The organism is Oceanobacillus indicireducens (assembly GCF_014647195.1).
GTDB classification, from domain to species: Bacteria; Bacillota; Bacilli; order Bacillales; family Amphibacillaceae; genus Oceanobacillus; species Oceanobacillus indicireducens.
This window is the reverse complement of sequence record NZ_BMOS01000010.1, coordinates 106,069-124,713: the sequence shown is the minus strand read 5'-3', so window position 1 is coordinate 124,713 and position 18,645 is coordinate 106,069. Positions and strand designations below refer to the sequence as shown.

The 18,645-nt window shown below is 40.1% G+C and carries 15 protein-coding genes; 12 read left to right on the top strand and 3 right to left on the bottom strand.

Annotated features, from left to right (window positions below; all coding sequences use genetic code 11):
- Positions 1 to 108 precede the first annotated feature (108 nt).
- Positions 109 to 744, top strand: a complete 636-nt coding sequence (locus IEX94_RS09095; RefSeq protein WP_156856923.1) for a redox-sensing transcriptional repressor Rex — start codon at positions 109 to 111, stop codon at positions 742 to 744.
- Between the two features lie 213 nt (positions 745 to 957).
- Positions 958 to 1,890 carry a Cif family virulence factor gene (locus tag IEX94_RS09090; RefSeq protein WP_188856915.1) on the top strand — a complete coding sequence of 311 codons (933 nt, stop codon included), beginning with the start codon at positions 958 to 960 and terminating at the stop codon, positions 1,888 to 1,890.
- Positions 1,891 to 1,941: 51 nt separating this feature from the next.
- On the opposite strand, the gene IEX94_RS09085 is transcribed toward IEX94_RS09090, so the two are convergent.
- Complete coding sequence (locus IEX94_RS09085) at positions 1,942 to 2,658, bottom strand: CPBP family intramembrane glutamic endopeptidase (RefSeq protein ID WP_188856914.1); 717 nt, start codon at positions 2,656 to 2,658, stop codon at positions 1,942 to 1,944.
- 304 nt (positions 2,659 to 2,962) lie between these two features.
- Here IEX94_RS09085 and groES point away from each other — a divergent pair, with 304 nt between their 5' ends.
- The 8 genes from groES to IEX94_RS09035 all read left to right on the top strand — a co-directional run bounded on the left by groES (position 2,963) and on the right by IEX94_RS09035 (position 15,057).
- Positions 2,963 to 3,247 carry a co-chaperone GroES gene (groES, locus tag IEX94_RS09080; RefSeq protein WP_156856926.1) on the top strand — a complete coding sequence of 95 codons (285 nt, stop codon included), beginning with the start codon at positions 2,963 to 2,965 and terminating at the stop codon, positions 3,245 to 3,247.
- 222 nt (positions 3,248 to 3,469) lie between these two features.
- Positions 3,470 to 5,101, top strand: a complete 1,632-nt coding sequence (gene groL, locus IEX94_RS09075) for a chaperonin GroEL (protein WP_156856927.1) — start codon at positions 3,470 to 3,472, stop codon at positions 5,099 to 5,101.
- A gap of 527 nt (positions 5,102 to 5,628) precedes the next feature.
- Positions 5,629 to 6,042, top strand: a complete 414-nt coding sequence (locus IEX94_RS09070) for a hypothetical protein (RefSeq protein WP_229782644.1) — start codon at positions 5,629 to 5,631, stop codon at positions 6,040 to 6,042.
- Positions 6,043 to 7,099: 1,057 nt separating this feature from the next.
- Positions 7,100 to 8,881: a S9 family peptidase gene (locus IEX94_RS09055; RefSeq protein ID WP_188856912.1), complete on the top strand. Its 1,782-nt coding sequence runs from the start codon at positions 7,100 to 7,102 to the stop codon at positions 8,879 to 8,881.
- Between the two features lie 301 nt (positions 8,882 to 9,182).
- Positions 9,183 to 9,416, top strand: a complete 234-nt coding sequence (locus IEX94_RS09050) for a heterocycloanthracin/sonorensin family bacteriocin (protein WP_188856911.1) — start codon at positions 9,183 to 9,185, stop codon at positions 9,414 to 9,416.
- A 158-nt stretch (positions 9,417 to 9,574) separates the two neighbouring features.
- A complete protein-coding gene (locus IEX94_RS09045; protein ID WP_188856910.1) occupies positions 9,575 to 11,524 on the top strand; it encodes a putative thiazole-containing bacteriocin maturation protein in 1,950 nt (649 codons plus the stop codon).
- Positions 11,521 to 13,467 (top strand): TOMM precursor leader peptide-binding protein, encoded by a 1,947-nt coding sequence (locus tag IEX94_RS09040; protein ID WP_188856909.1) that lies wholly within the window; start codon positions 11,521 to 11,523, stop codon positions 13,465 to 13,467. Before IEX94_RS09045 ends, IEX94_RS09040 begins: the two co-directional genes overlap by 4 nt.
- 12 nt (positions 13,468 to 13,479) lie before the next feature.
- Positions 13,480 to 15,057, top strand: a complete 1,578-nt coding sequence (locus IEX94_RS09035) for a SagB family peptide dehydrogenase (protein ID WP_188856908.1) — start codon at positions 13,480 to 13,482, stop codon at positions 15,055 to 15,057.
- Between the two features lie 234 nt (positions 15,058 to 15,291).
- Here IEX94_RS09035 and IEX94_RS09030 read toward each other — a convergent pair whose 3' ends face one another.
- Both IEX94_RS09030 and IEX94_RS09025 read right to left on the bottom strand, forming a co-directional pair.
- A complete protein-coding gene (locus tag IEX94_RS09030; protein ID WP_188856907.1) occupies positions 15,292 to 15,573 on the bottom strand; it encodes a hypothetical protein in 282 nt (93 codons plus the stop codon).
- A 366-nt stretch (positions 15,574 to 15,939) separates the two neighbouring features.
- Complete coding sequence (locus IEX94_RS09025) at positions 15,940 to 16,254, bottom strand: hypothetical protein (protein WP_188856906.1); 315 nt, start codon at positions 16,252 to 16,254, stop codon at positions 15,940 to 15,942.
- Between the two features lie 343 nt (positions 16,255 to 16,597).
- On the opposite strand from IEX94_RS09025, the gene IEX94_RS09020 reads away from it, so the two are divergent.
- Together IEX94_RS09020 and IEX94_RS09015 are read left to right on the top strand one after the other, a co-directional pair.
- The gene (locus IEX94_RS09020) at positions 16,598 to 17,413 is read left to right on the top strand and encodes an alpha/beta fold hydrolase (RefSeq protein ID WP_229782643.1); all 816 of its coding nucleotides are present in this window, start codon (positions 16,598 to 16,600) and stop codon (positions 17,411 to 17,413) included.
- Positions 17,414 to 17,580: 167 nt separating this feature from the next.
- Positions 17,581 to 18,630: an ATP-grasp domain-containing protein gene (locus IEX94_RS09015; protein WP_188856905.1), complete on the top strand. Its 1,050-nt coding sequence runs from the start codon at positions 17,581 to 17,583 to the stop codon at positions 18,628 to 18,630.
- Positions 18,631 to 18,645: the final 15 nt, after the last annotated feature.

Genomic DNA, 18,645 nt, shown 5'->3' with positions numbered 1-18,645 from the left:
GAAGAAGGAAATTATATGTGAAAATAATCACGACATTTCGCTCGTTTTCTGGTAGAATAGACATAAGTATAACTATTATTATCGTTATTAATGAAATGAGGAACAGATATGAGACAAAACAAAATACCACAAGCAACAGCAAAGCGGCTTCCGTTATATTATCGCTATTTAAATAATCTGAATCGACAAGGGAAAAAACGGGTTTCTTCAAAGGAACTATCAGAAGCAATCAAAGTTGACTCCGCTACAATCCGTCGTGACTTTTCATACTTCGGCGCTTTAGGAAAGAAAGGTTACGGCTATAATGTCGAATACTTGCTCGGATTTTTCCGCAGTACACTCGACCAACATGAAACGACAGAGGTTGCTTTAATCGGTGTCGGTAATCTAGGTACCGCCTTTTTAAATTATAACTTTACGAAAAATAATAATATCCAAATCAAAATGGCCTTCGATAGTGATGAAGAGAAAATCGGTCAAATTGTCGGGGGTGTTCCAGTTTACGGGATAGATGAAATGATGGAGAGAATTGAGGGAATCTCTGTCGCGATCCTCACTGTACCTGTATCGGAAGCTGATGTTATTACAGAAAAATTAGTTAAAGCAGGGATTGAAGGAATCTTGAACTTCACACCTGTTCGTATTACAGTACCGGAAGATGTGCGCGTTCATCATATCGATTTAGCGGTTGAACTACAGGCACTTGTTTACTTTTTGAAGCATTATCCATTGCAATCAAAATAGAGCACACATAAAGTGAAACTTTATTCAGTGGGGAATTCCTTACCTCCCACTGAATGTTAGTTGAACAGAATCAGGTATTTACGGACTGTTTATCCCCTTTACATATTGGGCTTCCCTCATGTTTAGAGGTGGGGGTATTACAGACCGTTAATACGTGATAAAGAAACAAGAAAGATAGTGAAACGGGAGAAAATAGTAGGGGCGTGGGAAAACGTGTTGAATCGTAAAATATGGACAGGAGTATTGCTTTTACTCTCCTGTCTGTTTTTAGCAGCTTGCTCGAATAATACAGAGGAGAAAGAAACGGAATCAGAGCAAGAGGTTGAAGCAGGGGAGGATGTATTTTTTGCTGTCCTTGAGGATAATGTTGAAGCGTTGATGGCAAAGGACTTGGACGGTTATATGGAGACAATTCACGGGGAATCTCCTGCTTATGAATCAACAAAGGAGACGATCACTGAGTTCTTTGAGTATTCATTGGATATCGAGTTGGCAGATCTTGAGATGAAAGAACAATCTGAGGATGAAGCTGTCGTCCACTATACACAACGTACGATTGAAAAAGATTCAGGCGACTTCGAGAACAACGAAACAAGAGGAGAACATATTCTTCGTCCAGACGACGGTAAATGGAAAATTTATGAGTCGGAAATCTTCGAAGTCAATCCACTGCCTGAGGAAAGAGAAGAGGTTGAGATGACTGGAGATTATGTGGAAGTAATTTCTAGTCTTCCTACTCCTTTTGATGAGGAAGAATGGATGCTTGCCGGTTATGATGAAGCGGAAGGGGAAGCAACCGCTGAATACATTCCGGTTGCGGAAACCTTAGGGAATTACAGTGCAATCATCACCTATGATTATTATGAAGATGGTAATGAACGAAGCGGGCTTGCGAATTTCATTGATGTGCTGGAGCTAAGCTTACAAGATATGACAACAGGAGAATTTGATTTTGAACGTCTCTATGCAACGGAAAGTGAAGTCATGTACCAATTCCGTGTAGATGGGGATGCAAAAGAACCAAATCAAGAAGAAATCGGCCGCATTTTCGTTAAAGATGAGGACTTATATCTTGTACGCTATACGGTAATGGAAGAAACGATTGAAGATACGGATGAAATCATTACGATGTTAAATGAAATATAATAAAAAAGCGGGAGATGACGTTTGAATAGTCCGTCAGGATCCCGCTTTTTTTCATACCCAGCTCAACAAAATTGTCTGCAACTGTTCAAGCTGATCAATCATTTTTTGGATTTCTTCTGGTGTTAAGTTATACTGCTTATAAACAACGTAAGAGTTCATCCCTGCATGGACGATAATCGGAACGATAATCCGTTTTGTTTTTACATAAAGGAAAGCAAATACGAGTCCCATTGCTGTATACATAAGAAGATGGGAAAAGTCTACATGAAAAGCAGCAAAGACGAGCGCTGATAGTATAGCGGCGAAAAAGAAGTTCATGCGCTTATAGAGACTACCGAAAATAATCTTTCTAAAAATGATCTCTTCAAGGATTGGCGCAATAATTGCTGGAATCAAAATGAAGAGCATATTTGCCCGGGCATATTCCATAATCCCCATTGTGTTCTCCGATCCTGCCGGGATGCCGAAAATATAGATTTCAATCATAGCGGCAATTGTTTGAGCAAAGAAGGCTAGAAACACCCCAAATATAGACCAAAGGATAACGGAAGAAACAGGGGAAGCATCCCGGTGTGCTGGCATTTTCATGTCTGGCCTCATTAGCCATAACGTAACGAGCAGTCCAGCAGTAAAACTAAAAATCGACCAATATATCATATTTTGTGAATAACTTTCAGGGAAATACAATTCCATATACAACGCTACCGGAAGGGCAGAAAACTGCATAACCAAATACGTCAAAATCACATACCAATATCTTTTCGGCAAACCCAACGACTCCTTCTATATAATCCGTGATAAAATCACACAAATGTATTTTAACATAAATCGGGACATGGGGTCAGAGCATTTGTCCCATTACATTCTTATCTTTACCCAATTATATGTTCAAATCCTTATTAATATCTATTTCCAGCTCCTTTTCCAGTTAAAAATAGAAAATCACAAAAATTAAACATACATCGCTTGCATTTTTTTGACTTATTACTTATTATAATAATTGGAGTTAGCACTCGAGCGAAGTGAGTGCTAACAAAAATATAAAAACTTTAGAATCAAGGAGGAGTTCTAGATGATTAAACCATTAGGAGATCGTGTTGTTATCGAACTTGTAGAGCAAGAAGAAACAACAGCAAGCGGAATTGTACTTCCAGACTCTGCACAGGAAAAACCACAAGAAGGTAATGTAGTAGCAGTAGGTTCTGGCCGTGTAACAGACAGTGGTGAAAAGATTGCACTGGAAGTGTCTGAAGGAGACCGCATTATTTTCTCTAAGTTTGCTGGAACAGAAGTGAAATACGGCGGGAAAGAATATTTGATTCTACGAGAAAGTGATATTCTAGCTGTTATTTCATAACTCAATTAACTTATACTTAAGAAACTTAAAACATATATCAATAGAGTGTTCAAAAAGGAGGATAAAAGGACCGAGGTCGGCTAAGTATGCGATTCGTTTTGCAACACCGACACTAGCACGGGACGTGGACGGTTTTAGTAGAACCTCTTTTTCTCAAAGTGTCATTTTTACCGGACTTTTTGAACAACCTTTAATAATAGAATTTAGGGAGGAAATGTAACCATGGCAAAAGATATTAAATTTAGTGAAGACGCACGTCGTGCAATAGCTCGTGGGGTAGATACATTAGCAGATGCAGTGAAAGTTACCCTTGGACCAAAAGGACGTAACGTTGTATTAGATAAGAAATTCGGTGCACCTCTAATCACGAACGACGGTGTAACAATCGCAAAAGAAATCGAACTGGAAGATGCATTCGAAAACATGGGTGCACAGCTCGTATCTGAAGTAGCATCTAAAACGAACGATGTAGCAGGGGACGGTACAACAACAGCTACAGTTCTTGCACAAGCAATGATCCGCGAAGGACTGAAAAACGTAACTTCTGGTGCAAACCCAGTAGGTATCCGCCGCGGTATTGAAAAAGCTGTTCAAGCAGCAGTAGAAGAATTAAAAAATGTTTCCAAGTCTGTAGAGAACAAAGAGTCTATCGCACAAGTTGCAGCAATTTCTGCTAACGATGAAGAAGTAGGAGAGCTAATTGCTGAATCGATGGAGCGCGTTGGGAAAGACGGCGTGATCACGATTGAAGAGTCAAGAGGTTTCAATACAGAGCTTGACGTTGTAGAAGGTATGCAATTTGACCGCGGATATGCTTCCCCGTACATGGTAACAGACCAAGATAAAATGGAAGCAGTTCTAGAAGATCCATATATCCTAATTACAGATAAGAAAATCAGTAACATCCAAGAAGTACTACCAGTTCTTGAAGAAGTTGTTCAACAAGGCAAGCCATTACTTCTTATCGCAGAAGATGTAGAAGGTGAAGCACTAGCAACATTAGTTGTGAACAAACTTCGCGGAACATTTAACGCAGTTGCGGTTAAAGCACCAGGATTCGGTGACCGTCGTAAAGCAATGCTTGAAGACATCGCTATACTAACTGGTGGTGAAGTAATTACAGAAGATTTAGGACTTGACTTGAAGAGCACTACAATCGAACAACTTGGACGCGCTGCTAAGGTTGTTGTTACAAAAGAAAACACAACAATCGTTGAAGGTTCTGGCAGCCCAGACCAAATCGCAGGCCGCGTAGCACAAATCCGTGCACAAGTAGAAGAAACTACTTCTGAATTCGATAAAGAAAAACTACAAGAGCGTCTTGCGAAATTAGCAGGCGGTGTTGCAGTAATTAAAGTAGGAGCTGCAACTGAAACAGAATTGAAAGAACGTAAACTTCGTATCGAAGACGCACTGAACTCTACACGTGCAGCAGTAGAAGAAGGAATTGTTGCTGGTGGAGGTACTGCACTTCTTGAAGTTTACAAGAAAGTTAACGAACTAGAGCTTGAAGGTGACGAAGCAACTGGTGTTAATATCGTACTTCGCGCAATCGAAGAACCAGTTCGTCAAATCGCAGACAACGCAGGTCTTGAAGGCTCCATCGTCGTTGAGCGCTTGAAAGGCGAAGAAAACGGCATCGGCTTCAACGCAGCTACAAACGACTGGGTAAACATGATTGAAGCTGGTATCGTAGACCCTGCAAAAGTTACACGTTCTGCACTACAAAACGCAGCATCTGTAGCAGCTATGTTCTTGACTACTGAAGCTGTAGTTGCTGACCAGCCAGAAGAAAACGCTGGCGGCGGAATGCCTGATATGGGCGGTATGGGTGGAATGGGCGGCATGATGTGATAGCCGTCTAACATCTTGATATATAAGGGTTTTTGAGTTAAATGAGAATGATTGGCTAACATTCGATACATTAAAGTAGTAGGCTTCTCATAAGTTGATCAAACTTTTGAGAAGCCTCTTTTTTCTATTGCTTTGTAACGCGAGATAAATATTTCTTGTTGTTACTTTCTGGAGTATGACCAAATCTATCCATAGTTTCTTCCAAGTCAATTGTGGCCATGTCAAGAAAAGAGGCATACGTATGTCTTAGTGAATGAGGAATTTTATACTCTTGTCAATCTATGCATAAAGTCATTCTATTTTAATTAATCTTCTTTTCTCTCTACGTAATGAGCTTCAATATGCACTACTTGAGAATGCTGCACCATTACAAAGATTTAGAACACTAACCCATATATATCCTGCTAATGGATAATTGAATAATAATAGATGATTGCAAAAGCGAGTAAGGGAAAAATTTGAGATTATTATTTAAAGAATGTAAGATAAAATGTCATTAAATATTAATATAAGAGAGTGTGATTAAAGTGTTAGAATTAATGACGAATCCTATGATACAAAATTTACTAACTAACTTTATTTATTCTGGTATTCAAAAAGGTGGAAAAAAGCTTATCTCAGACAATCTGAGCCAACAATTTGAAACTGCAATTCTTGATGCTTTCGATAAACTTTCTGAAAAATACCCAATTATAAGTTTTCAAAAAGAAAAAACGTACAGACAAAGTGAGAATTTAAAATATACATTAAAATATCTTCATGAAGAAGGAATATTAGAACAACATATTTATCTTGATTTTAGCAAGGAATTTAGGAAAAGCTATTTAGATATTTCAGATGAACAAGGGGATATCTACTTTGATTTGTATGATATTAATCAAGAAACCTATGAGGAAAAGTTTTCCGAAGTGGAGGAGCTGTTTAGAAAAGCGCAAGAATAAATGGTGCGCACCGCCACGAACTTCCGACGCGCAAGAAATGAATGAGAGGAAGGCCGACTAAAAACAGCCTTAGCCAACTTAGATATGCGAAGTGTCATTTTCACTGGACTTTTTAATAATCTCTAAAAAAATAACAGCAAATCCCGGGGTGGGGTTTGCAGTTTTGGATTAGATTTATTTTTTCCTTGGTACTAAATCCGCTACATAGTCAAAGTAAAAGTTCCGTTTCCCTCTTTTAATAAGGATGATCATCGTATGGATAAATAATACGGCCCAGATCATGATGAGAAATGCAAATATAATCACAGTGGTCCATACGTGATAAGGATAAAGGTTTGAATTTATATCCAACTCGATACTAGTAAATATATTTAGGATCCATGATGTTGCTAAAGGTAAATATAGCGCAAAGGATCTTTTCAGCAAGGACTGCCACGCAGGTGCTCTTCCATCGATATTCATTAGTTTAAAACGCAGTATATTTGTTCTGTTTCCATCTCGAAAGAACCTGATTGCCAAGGGTGAAAAAATAAAAGAAAGTTCTTTGGTACCTCCATTGTCGCAATTATTGGCTGTGATTATAGACTATCTGTTAATTAAGATTAGCTGGTCTCTTGCAGCTGGACTCTTTTTAACAAACGGATTTGCAGAATTTGTTTATAAATCGATTTGCTTTTTTATTCTTTTCCTTGTTGTTCCACTTCTTTGGGATGGAAAAACAATTGGAATATTACAGCAAAAACCTCATTTGAGCAATGACTTTTTTCAGTAAACCTTCAATTATTTGAAGGTTCGATACCTCATGCCACACTTAATAAAACAGATAGGTTCGGTATTTTAAAAAAAGGGTTTTTGCTGAACTGATCCATTCAATTCAATTCCTCGACCAATTATTTCGCCATGTCATTTGAACTCGCAGTTGTAACTAAAGAGGGACAATGCATACTGCCCACTCTTCTTAAATATAATGTTCTGAACGTCACTATTGTATCAAGAGCATTTTAAGAAAACTCCATATTGTTTTCATTCATAAACTAGAGAATGGGTGGGGAAAGAAATGACTAAAAAGATTCCAGACCTTTATGTCCACCAGCGTACGATTAGTGATTATGATTATGAACCAAATCATAATCAAATAAGTGTGATTGTCGAATATAACGGATCGGTACGAGTAGAAAAGTGGAATCTAGATCAGAGAGAACCTGAGCAGCCATCTTTTATATCAGAAAGTATTACGTTTGTAAAATATGTTAAGGGCACTTCAGATTTAATTATCGGGATGGATCCTACTGGGAATGAAAGGGAGCAATTATATCTCCTTAAGCAAAATAAGACGCTCATCCCTCTTACCAAATCGCCTGAACATGTACATCGGTATGGGGGAAGCTCACCTGATGGAAAATGGATTGCCTGGTCCAGTAATCGACGGAATCCTGCCTTTTTAGATATTTATATCCAGAATCTCGAGACTTTTGAAACTCATCTAGTCTTTGCTGAAGACGGTATATTTTCTGTAGTAGCATGGTTTCCTAATGGAAATGCACTATTAATCAGAAGAACGAACTCTCCGCTGGATCATGATTTAGGAATTTTATCTCTTTTAACTGGAAACATCGACTGGATTACAGAGCATTCAGATGAAACAAGTTACCGTGATATCCATTTTAGTCAGGACGGGGAAGATTTATATTTATTGTCAAACAAAGATAGTGAATTCTACGGACTGATGCGCATTCATCTGCCTACGAAGCAAATAACTTCGTTGCGACAGGGGGAATGGGATTTTGAAGGGTTGGCATTTAATAAGGAAAACAACCAGTTTGCTTTTACCGAAAATCAAGGTGGAATCTCAAAAGGTTATTTTTTTGATTTGAATAAAGGGACACTTTCTACATGGGAAAACCCTATGGGAGTGATAACCAATCTCACCTTTTTACCTCAACGACAAATGCTGCTTTTTAAATTAAATGGACCTGCGCATCCCTCTGAACTATGGTCACTTCACCTTTCAACCCTTCAGGCTCAACCGTTAATCAATACAAGCAACCCTCTCTTAGGAAAGCTAACGGAGCCAAGACTACTATCCTATCGTTCATTTGACGGTCTTCAAATCCCTTTTTTTTACTATAAACCAAAGTTAACTGCTGAGAAACGCCCAGTTATTATTTATCTTCATGGAGGACCGGAAAGTCAAAGCCGGGCGTCCTTCAATCCCCTTTTACAATTCTTACTAAATCAGGGCTACGCCGTCACAGCACCTAATTTCCGTGGAAGCACAGGATATGGAAAAACGTATACCCATCTCGATGATGTACGCAAACGGTTGGATGCGGTTAAAGATGTGGTCTCCTTAGTGGATTGGCTTAAACAAGATCCAGCTATTGATACGAGTAAAATCGCTCTTCTCGGAGGCAGTTATGGTGGATTTTTAACGCTTGCGGCGATTAGTCATTTTCCGGATTTATGGGCTGCTGCAATTGATATTGTTGGCATGTCGAGCCTGCGAACATTTATCCAAACTACGAGTCCATGGAGAAAGCGGCTTAGAGAAATTGAATACGGTACGGTTGAAGAGGATGGGGATTTTTTTGATTTGATTGATCCGCTGAATCATGCTGACGAGATTACTGCTCCTTTGTTAGTCTTCCATGGTGCAAATGATCCACGTGTTCCCATTAGAGAGTCAGAGCAAATTGTCTCTAAACTGAAGCAACGAGGACATCCCGTTACCTATCATCGCATGGAAGGGGAGGGGCATAAAATAGTGAAACCAGAGAATGAAATCTATGTTTACTCTCTCGTAGCCGCTTTTCTTGAGAAATATATGGGCTGTGATTAATATAATGACGCTCATCATACACCTTCGTTCTCAAAATATTAACTTTTGATTATCTAGGCTCTCAATCACTTTGGTTGGGGGCCTAATTTTATGCGATTAACAAAATGTATTGATTTTAACAGTTCCGTAAAATAGGCTCCTGTATTAGTAACGACACCCATCTGTTGTACATAATTTGTTGATGAGTACTCGAAAAATAATAATTGTTATCTGGAAAACACCTCTTACTTGATTAACATGGCAGTTATCGTTTCGGTTATGGAGACCTGACTTTTAATTTAAATTTAGGGGGAAAAGAAAAATGAATAATTTTCATAATGAAATTCAAATGTTGAATGTTGACGACTTTCAAGCGACTCAGGCAATACCTTGGGAGCAAAATCAGTACGATATGAATCAAGAGCTAATTGGATTTGGTTTTGGTGGATGTTTCGGTTTTGGCGGATGCTTTGGCTTCCGGTGCTTTGGTTGCGCTCGTTGTTTTGGATGCGCCAATTGCTTCAGATGCGGTCGCTGTCACGGTGGATTTTGGTAAACCCGTTAAATTGTTTAGTATTCAATTTTAGAAGTCCCCTGCATTTTTGCAGGGGTATTTCCCTAAAAAAACAAGACATAATGGACAAATTACGGTACATACGATGAAAGTGGCAGTATTAATGAACAATTATGGTCAAAAGGATAAGGAGGCTAGAGATGCCGAATTTGAAACCTTCTATGCGTCTAAAAGTGAAAAGAGACACGTTTTATCTCCCGGAACCAAACCGAGGAGTATATTTTCGGAACAATTCAAGTTCTTTCCGCATTGAAGGCAGTGGGATCGATCAGTGGGTTGAAAAACTATTACCGATGTTCAATGGGGAGTATACATTAGAATATTTGACTAACGGATTACCTGACCCTTACCGAAATCGGGTCTTTGAAATTGCAGAAGTACTTTATGAGAATGGATATGTACGTGATTTAAGTCAGGATCTCCCGCATCAATTGACGGATTATCATCTTAATAAGTATGCATCTCAAATTGAATTTGTTGACAATTTAGTTGGTTCCGGGGCGGCCCGTTTTCAAGGTTTTCGTCAGGCTAACGTGCTGGCAGTTGGCTCTGGTCCTATGTTAAATTCTGTTGTTTCTTCTTTGCTTGAGACTGGTTTGACTAAGATACAGGTGTTAGTTACAAACGAGGTTCCGACCAATAGACAGAGGTTAAATCAACTCGTGGAGCATGCACGAATCAAAGACCCAGAGGTTAACTTGAAAGAGTTCTCGCAAAAGCAGGAGAGTTGGCGAGAAATAGTGGAGCCTTTTGATTCCATATTGTATGTGAGTCAGAAGGGAGAACTAGAGGAACTTAGACAACTTCATACGGTTTGCAGGGAAGAGAACAAGATGTTTCTCCCAGCTTTATGCCTGCAGCAAGTAGGTTTGGCAGGTCCACTCGTACATCCGGATTCCGAGGTGTGTTGGGAAACGGCATGGCGTCGTTTACATGAATCCGCTTTATCTAAAGATAGGAAGTCTCAAGGTTCCTCCGTAAATTCTGGTTCATTGTTAGCTAATATGATTGTATTTGAGTTGTTTAAAAAGATTACAGGAGTCACAGAATTGGAAAAGAATAATAGGATTTTTCTTCTAAATCTGGATACATTAGAGGGAAAATGGCATGCATTTTTGCCTCATCCTCTGGTGACAGGTGATATATCTGCTGAATGGGTTGAAAATGTCGAGGACCGGATTCAAACAAATATAGAGGAAGTTGAATCAGATAATTTACTTCTTTCTTTCGATCAGTTAACATCAGCGGAATTAGGAATCTTTCATATTTGGGAGGAAGGTGATTTAAAGCAGCTCCCGTTAGCTCAATGTCGCATTCAGGTAGTGGACCCGTTGTCGGAGGGACCAGCTGGGCTGATGCATGAGGATGTCTGCTCAGGTTTGACTCATAAGGAAGCACGCCTGGAGGCAGGACTAACAGGAATTGAATCATATGGGGAGCGAATGGCGAGCTTGATTGTTAATGCGCTGCCACTTGAAAATGGTTCAGTAGTAGCGGATGAAATGATCGGGATTGGAGCTGGTGAATCGTTTGTGGAAGGTGTTGGACGTGGGTTACAAAAGTGTTTGAGAGAGGAGCTTCGCAAGCAACAATTTAATCAGAAGTATTCTGTTTCCCGAGTGCAGTTGAATTCTATAGAAGATGAAAAATGCCGGTTCTATTTAGAGACATTAACCACGATGCAGGGAGCACCAATTATCGGGATAGGAAAGGAAGTATTTGGTTTTCCTGTAATATGGATAGGTGCGGAAGATGAGTGGTATGGCAGTATAGATTTAAATGTAACAATGGCGTTACGAAGGGCTTTACAGCAGGCAATTAGCAAAGTGCAAAATAAATCGGATTCCTCGAGCAACCTAATTTGTAAGGTATCGTCCTCATCCATCTATTTAGAAGAGAACTCACCAATTAGTCTTGATATTCCCGTGTGTGAAGAGAGGATACAAGCCGACATTCTACAAGGAGCCATGGAAAGATTGAAATGGAATGGTAAACGGGTCTTCGTAGCCGAATATGGGCTTGAACCTGTTTTTAAAGAGCGACTAGCCGGAGTGTTTGGTGTCTTGCTGCGAGAGGGGGATTCACGATGAACTCCTTCGTGTTGATTGTCGGAGAAGGGGTGCTGGCTGATTGTGTAAGTCACGAACTGTCAGCAAACTATCCAATTATACGTAAGTCCAATCTCGGTGAAGGTATTCCAAGTTATACGGATTTGGTGCTGTTTTTGGATGATGGTTGGAGACCCTCCGTTCATCAAAATGCGGAAGAAGTATTACAAAAAACTAGTACTCCCTGGCTCAGAGGCTTTGTTTCATTTGGTGAAGGTATAGTGGGCCCGCTTGTACAACCAGGTGCAGCAGGCTGCTCTCAATGTGCGGATATGCGGCTTCTTATGGGTAGTCGGGACCGAATAGAGATGGTGGAGGTACAACAAAGACTTGAACTGGCCAGAGGAATGGAACGTGATCCGTGGGCTTCACGTACGGGACTTTTACAAATGGCTTACCTGATAGGTGGAGAGGTACAGAATTTATTGCGGGGTGATCGGGTTTATTCAGAAGGCAAGGTTTATTCAATTGATTTGAAAACACTGAAGAGCTCCTGGCATTCTTTTCTGCCCAACCCGTTATGTCCGGTCTGTGGTCAATTACCCGACGATTCGCGAGATTTAGCCCAAGTTTCACTGCAACCGAGTCCGAAGATAAGTTCCAGCAGTTTCCGTAGCCGTCGGTTGGATGAGATAAAGGAAGATATTGTAAATGATTATCTGGATAATCGTACTGGCATTTTGAACAGTAAAATGTATGACCTAGTTACTCCATTTGCTGATGCGAGTGTTAATCTGCCTATGTTAGCAGGGGACGAAGGAACAGGTGGCCGGACCCATTCATACGAAGAGAGCATATTGACAGCCATTTTAGAAGGGGTGGAGCGGTACTGCGGTATAAAACCGCGCGGCAAACGGACTGTGGTCCATGATCGTTATCGTAACTTAGAAAATCAAGCACTTCATCCTTTGAGGGTAGGCGTACACGCAAAGGAACAATATGCGCAGCCTGGTTTTCCATTCAAGCCGTTTGATCCTGACCGTACCATTGATTGGGTATGGGGTTATTCGTTTTTACAGGAGCGTCCTATTCTAGTCCCAGAGCTCCTTGCTTATTACAGTGTTGGACACGGAACGGAAGGTTTTGTCTATGAAACTTCAAATGGTTGTGCGCTTGGAGGAAGTTTAGAAGAGGCCATTTTTCATGGAATTATGGAAGTGATCGAGCGTGATTCATTCTTAATGACATGGTACGCAAAGCTTAATCTTCCGCGAATAGATCCTTTTACAGCTAACGACCAGGAGTTGGAATTAATGGTCAAGCGAATGCGAGTGGTCGCCGGGTATGATTTGTATTTGTATGACGCTACGATGGAACACGGTATTCCAAGTATTTTTGCAATAGCTAAAAACAGAAAGGAAAAGGGACTAAATCTCATTTGTGCAGCTGGGGCTCATCTAGATCCGGTACGGGCGGTGAAAGGCGCAATTCACGAGCTTGCTGGCATGATGCTCAACCTCGATGAAAAATTTGAAGCGAACAAAGAGGAGTATGAAAGAATGCTGCATGATTCTTCCTTGGTGAGGCAGATGGAAGATCACGGCATGCTTTGCGGTTTGCCGCAAGTAGAAGAGCGTTTTAGTTTTTTGTTTGACGAAAATGGTCCAATGCGCTCCTTTAATGAAAGGTTTAATTGGAAGTCGAATCATGCAGATCTTACCGATGATTTGCAAGATATTCTTCAGGTGTTCCGCCGATTAAACCTTGAAGTAATTGTCGTAGATCAGTCGACTCCGGAAACGATACGAAACGGTTTGTATTGCGTAAAAGTACTGATTCCGGGAATGCTGCCGATGACATTCGGGCATCATCTTACCCGCTTAACAGGACTTGAGAGGGTACTTCGAGTCCCGATGGAGCTTAAGTTCACGAAAGAACCATTGACAATCGAACAACTCAATCCACATCCGCACCCGTTTCCTTAAAGGAGGTAGAGGATGAGTCTGGAAGAATTTCTGCACAATTTGCATTTTGATATTGATAAAGCAAATCAGCCGAACTGGGAAGTGGATTGGGAGGATGCACCGCTTGCATATAAACTTTACCGTGGATTACCGGTCGCTCCATTGTCCGAAGAAGTACCACTGACGCTTACTGGTGGAGAACCTTCTGCAAAACTGGATATCAATAGAGTTGGCCATTTTCTCTGGTATGTATTCGGATTGACTCAATTGAGTCAATCCGTCATGCAAATAGATTCGACAGATCAAGATACCTTTCCGATGCAGTCCTATAGGCGTTATGCTCCATCTGGCGGGGCGCTATATCCTAACGAATTGTACGTTTATTTAAAGGTAGAAGGACTCCCGGATGGAGTTTACCATTATGATGTAGCACATCACAGCTTGGTGTTGCTGCGGGAAGGAAATTTCGATTTCTATTTAGCTAGAGCTCTGGGGAATCGGTGTGACATCCCCTCGTGTTTCGGTATTGTCTTTGTCTCGACAATGTTTTGGAAAAACTTTTTTAAATACAACAACTTTGCGTATCGACTCCAAGGGTTAGATGCTGGTGTGCTGATTGGACAGCTAATGGAGGTAGCGAAGCGGTTTGGCTTTGCCACAGGTGTGTACTTTCAATTTCTTGATACCGCAATAAATCATCTGCTTGGACTATCTGATCTGGAGGAGAGTGTATATAGTGTAATTCCCCTGTCGGTGGAAGCCACCAACTGGTCTATGAGCGGAGAGGACCGCCACAAAAATATTATAGCGGATGAATTGAAACAAGAGCTGCCAGCAATTCAAACCAATCATTTCGAGCGGTCACTACGGATCAAAGAATATCCGATGATAACTGCAATGAATAAAGCATCTAACCTAGAATCTACATGGTCATTTCGAGAAATAAAGGGGAGGACAATTGCAGAATATGGGGAGAACACGGTGACATTGCCTCATACAAAATCCTTGCCCTATGATCTCGCGGAAATATGTAAAAATCGATTTTCTCCAGACATGGATTTCGTATTGGAGAAGGTGGATCAACAACAGTTGGCTGCCCTTCTCCAAGAAGCAATGGCTGCTTTTTCATACAGAAATGATTTGGATGTTGCGTATAACAATGATCCGCCTCGTGTAACAATTTACAGCAGTTTATACATGGTTGAAGGAATTCCAAATGGGGCGTACTATTATGATAGCACCGAACACATGTTAAGGGAAATTCGTCCCGGAGACCATCGACTTCATTTGCAGAATGGAATGTCTTTTAATAATGTAAATTTACTCCAGGTTCCAATTTGCCTGCATGTGGCAGGTGATAAGGATTTCTATAAGAAAGAATTAGGATACAGGGGTTACCGAATACAGCAGATGGAAGCAGGTATGCTCGTGCAACGATTGCTTTTGGCTGCGTCAGCCCTTGGGATGGGAGGACACCCGCTGCTAGGGTTTGACGCTAATTTGAGTGATGAACTTTATAAAATCAATCGACAAGGAAGGACCAGCCTAATCCAGCTCCCAATTGGTCCCTACCGACCACGTCCAATGCTCAAGGGAAGCTTGCACGGATAATGTAGCTTGCAGGGAGTTAGGGAATTCCATGTATTAACGGTCTGTAATATCCCCACTGAATGAGTTTCACTTTATTAGAAAGTTAAAAGCCTAGGTATTTATAACGCAATAAACGGTAAATCCCTGTTAAAGATGGTACCGCCCACAACATCTTTAACGGGGATTTACCGCACATTTAAGGGAAGATCTTTCATACGTTTGCTGAAATTAGTGGGAGACCCACTTTTTTTAATGTCATCGTTTTTTGTATAGTTTCACTTGGGATAAATCATTCATATCTCTGATTGTCGGACTTCTTCCTTTTTTAGTTAAATCTTCTAATCTACGGACAGCTTTTTTGAATTCAAAGTCAGATATCTGTTTTGTAGCTAAAAGTGTACATAACATAGCATATGCAATCGGAGTGGTATCAACGTTGACTTCTATATCGACATCGGAATTACCGCTATAATCAATGGTAGATCGTGTATCGCTTCTATAATCAATCGGATGGACATTGCTTCTTGCGTTTTCCAAGTAACATCTCTCCTTTCACCACGTATTAACGGTCTGTAATCCCCCCACTTCTAAACAAGAGGAAAAACCAAAATGTTATGGTGGGGATATACAGTCCGTAAAAACCTGATTCTGTTCAACTAACATTCAGTGGGGGGAAAGAATTCCCCACTGAATGAAGTTTCACTTTATCACGTATTAACGGTCTGTAATCCCCCCACTTCTAAACATGAGGGAAACTAAAATGTCAAGGTGGGGGATATACAGTCCGTAAAAACCTGATTCTGTTCAACTAACATTCAGTGGGGGGTAAAGAATTCCCCACTGAATGAGTTTCACGTTATAAGAAAAAAGTGGGATAATAAAGCTATCCCACTAATCGTTCATTTAACGACATCTTTTTCTTCTTCTGCGATGGCGTTTTCTACGGCGATGGTCATGATCGTTTTCTTCATCTTCTACACGGGTTCTAACGTTAACATTTGAGTTGCCGCTTCTGATAACTTTTGCAACGTTTAGATTACGGTTTTTGTTTTTCAAATCATTATCATTATCATTGTCATTTCTGTTATCTACATCGATATCACTATCAAAATCAAAATCAAAATCTACATCTACATCTGCATCTTCATGATCTCTACCGTCAGAGTAAAAATACTCTTGGTTTCCATCATGATCATATTTTCTTTCGTGCTCAGACATATCACTTTCTCCTCCTTTTCATCGTTCTACTATACTATATACATAATTAACTTTTATGAGTTGACGTTTACCTTGGATAAATCGTTTGTTTTTTATTTTTTGAAAAGTTTGTTGCTGAAGAAAGGTATCCCTTCAACTTTCACTCAAACTAGTATGTTATGCTGAAAGAAAAAAACAGACTGGGGGAGAAAAATGTGAAGAAAGCATTTAAATATGTTATTATCATTCCTTTTTTAGTACTAACTGGTCTCCTCGTATTTGTTATGGGGCAGCTTATGTCAATCATAAAATACGAATCTCCCAAGAGGAGGAACAATTTACTCCACCAGGAGAGATGGTTGAAGTGAATAATCATCTCATGCATGTTTACTCGGAAGGCGACGGTGAGAAAACTTTCGTATTTCTTGCAGGTGGCGGAACGAGTTCGCCGCTGTTGGATTTTAAACCATTGTATTGTTTGCTGAGTGATGAGAATCGAATTGCAGTTGTTGAAAAGGCTGGTTACGGGTTTAGTGAAATTACAGACTCGAACCGGGATATTCATACGATACTTCATGAAACACGCGAAGCATTGCAACAGGCGAAGATAGAAGGACCTTACATATTAGTGCCCCTTTCCATGTCAGGGGTTGAGACGTTATATTGGGCACAAACATATCCTGAAGAAGTTGAAGCAATTATTGGATTGGATATGGCTGTTCCATCTGTGTATGAGGAAATGGATATTCCAATGCCACTCATTCGCTTAGGTGAATTCATCGCAAAAACAGGACTAATCCGCTGGCTGCCAATGCTTGATGGAAGTGACCTGATGAACAATAAGGTATTAAAGGAGGAAGATAAAGCATTATATGAGATTGTCTTCTACAGGCGGACATTGACGAAGAATATGCTGAATGAGGTAAAGGAAATTAAAGAAAATGCAAGGGTAGTGGAGCGGGGGGACAAACCTGAAGTTCCGATGCTTCTGTTTGTTTCGAACGGGGAAGATACAGGTTTTGATTCTAAATTATGGACCGAATTACAACAAGATTTCGCTAAAATATATGACCAGGAAATTATAAAACTAGATGCTTCCCACTATATTCACCATACTGAGTTTAAGAAAATAGCAGAGGAAATGGATGAATTTATTGAGCGTATGTCTTCAAGAGATTAATTTTTTAGATGACGTATATATTCGATTCTTAAACAAGATAGTCGATGTTCAATGCTCCCAAGTGTGCGAGTTTTCCGAATAAGGGAAAAGATTAAAGTTTATCATGCTGGGTAAACATTAATATCTTGTTTCCGAAAAATGATATAAACAACGAGGAGTTGAACAAGTTGAACATCTTATTGACATCAACAGCAAGAAGAATAGACTTGGTAAATTTTTTTAAGGATGCTTTAAAAAAGGTTGGTATCGATGGGAAAATAATTGTTGCCGATCCTGAATATAATGCCCCGTCACTCCAAGCTGGAGACGAGAATTATGTAATTCCAGAACAAACAGATACAAATTATATGGATGCAATTATTGAGATTTGCAAGAAGCATGAGGTCGACTGTCTTGTCCCATTAAATGATTGGGAAGTACCCGAAATATCAGACCACAAAAAAGAACTGGAGAAATTAGGTGTATCTGTATTTGCGCCGAATTCCAGTATTGTAGAAAAGGTGCGGGATAAGGGGAAATACCGAGAGTTGCTAGAACCGTTTAACGTAAAATCCCCACTTTCCTATTTTAACGCAGAAGATGCGAAAAGAGCATTGGAAAAACAAGAAGTATTCTTTCCGTTAATCGTGAAGCCTCGTAATGGTTCCGCCTCAATAGGAATAGAACTTATTGACAATGTAGAGGATATGGAATTTGCTTATCAGCATGCTATTCAGGAGATTAAGGTAAGCCCACTCGATGGAGACACTTCAAGAAAACCGCAAGATAATATCATCATTCAGGAAGTGATTGAAGGGGATAAGTTTAGTGTCGATATGTTTAACGATTTAAATGGCCACTTTCTTACATCCTTTGCTAGGAAGCAATTAGGTATGAGGGGCGGAGATATTGACCGATGTATTACCATAAATATTCCGGAATTAACAGACATTGCACAGCAGCTAGGTGAAGGTTTTGGCCATGCAGGTTATATGAACACAGATGTTTATTTTAATGGGAAGGATTATTATGTTATTGACATTAATCCCCGTTTTGGCGGTGGCTATGCATTTACCCACTTAGCGGGAGCTGATATTCCATCTGCAATTATTGCACTAACTGCAGGGAAGGAAATACAAGAAGAGTGGCTGCATCAAAAACCTAATATCGAGCTAGCGCGTCATGATATCGTTGTACCCATAAATAAACGAAAAATCATGGAAGCACTTGAAGAATAGCTGCTGGTAAAACAC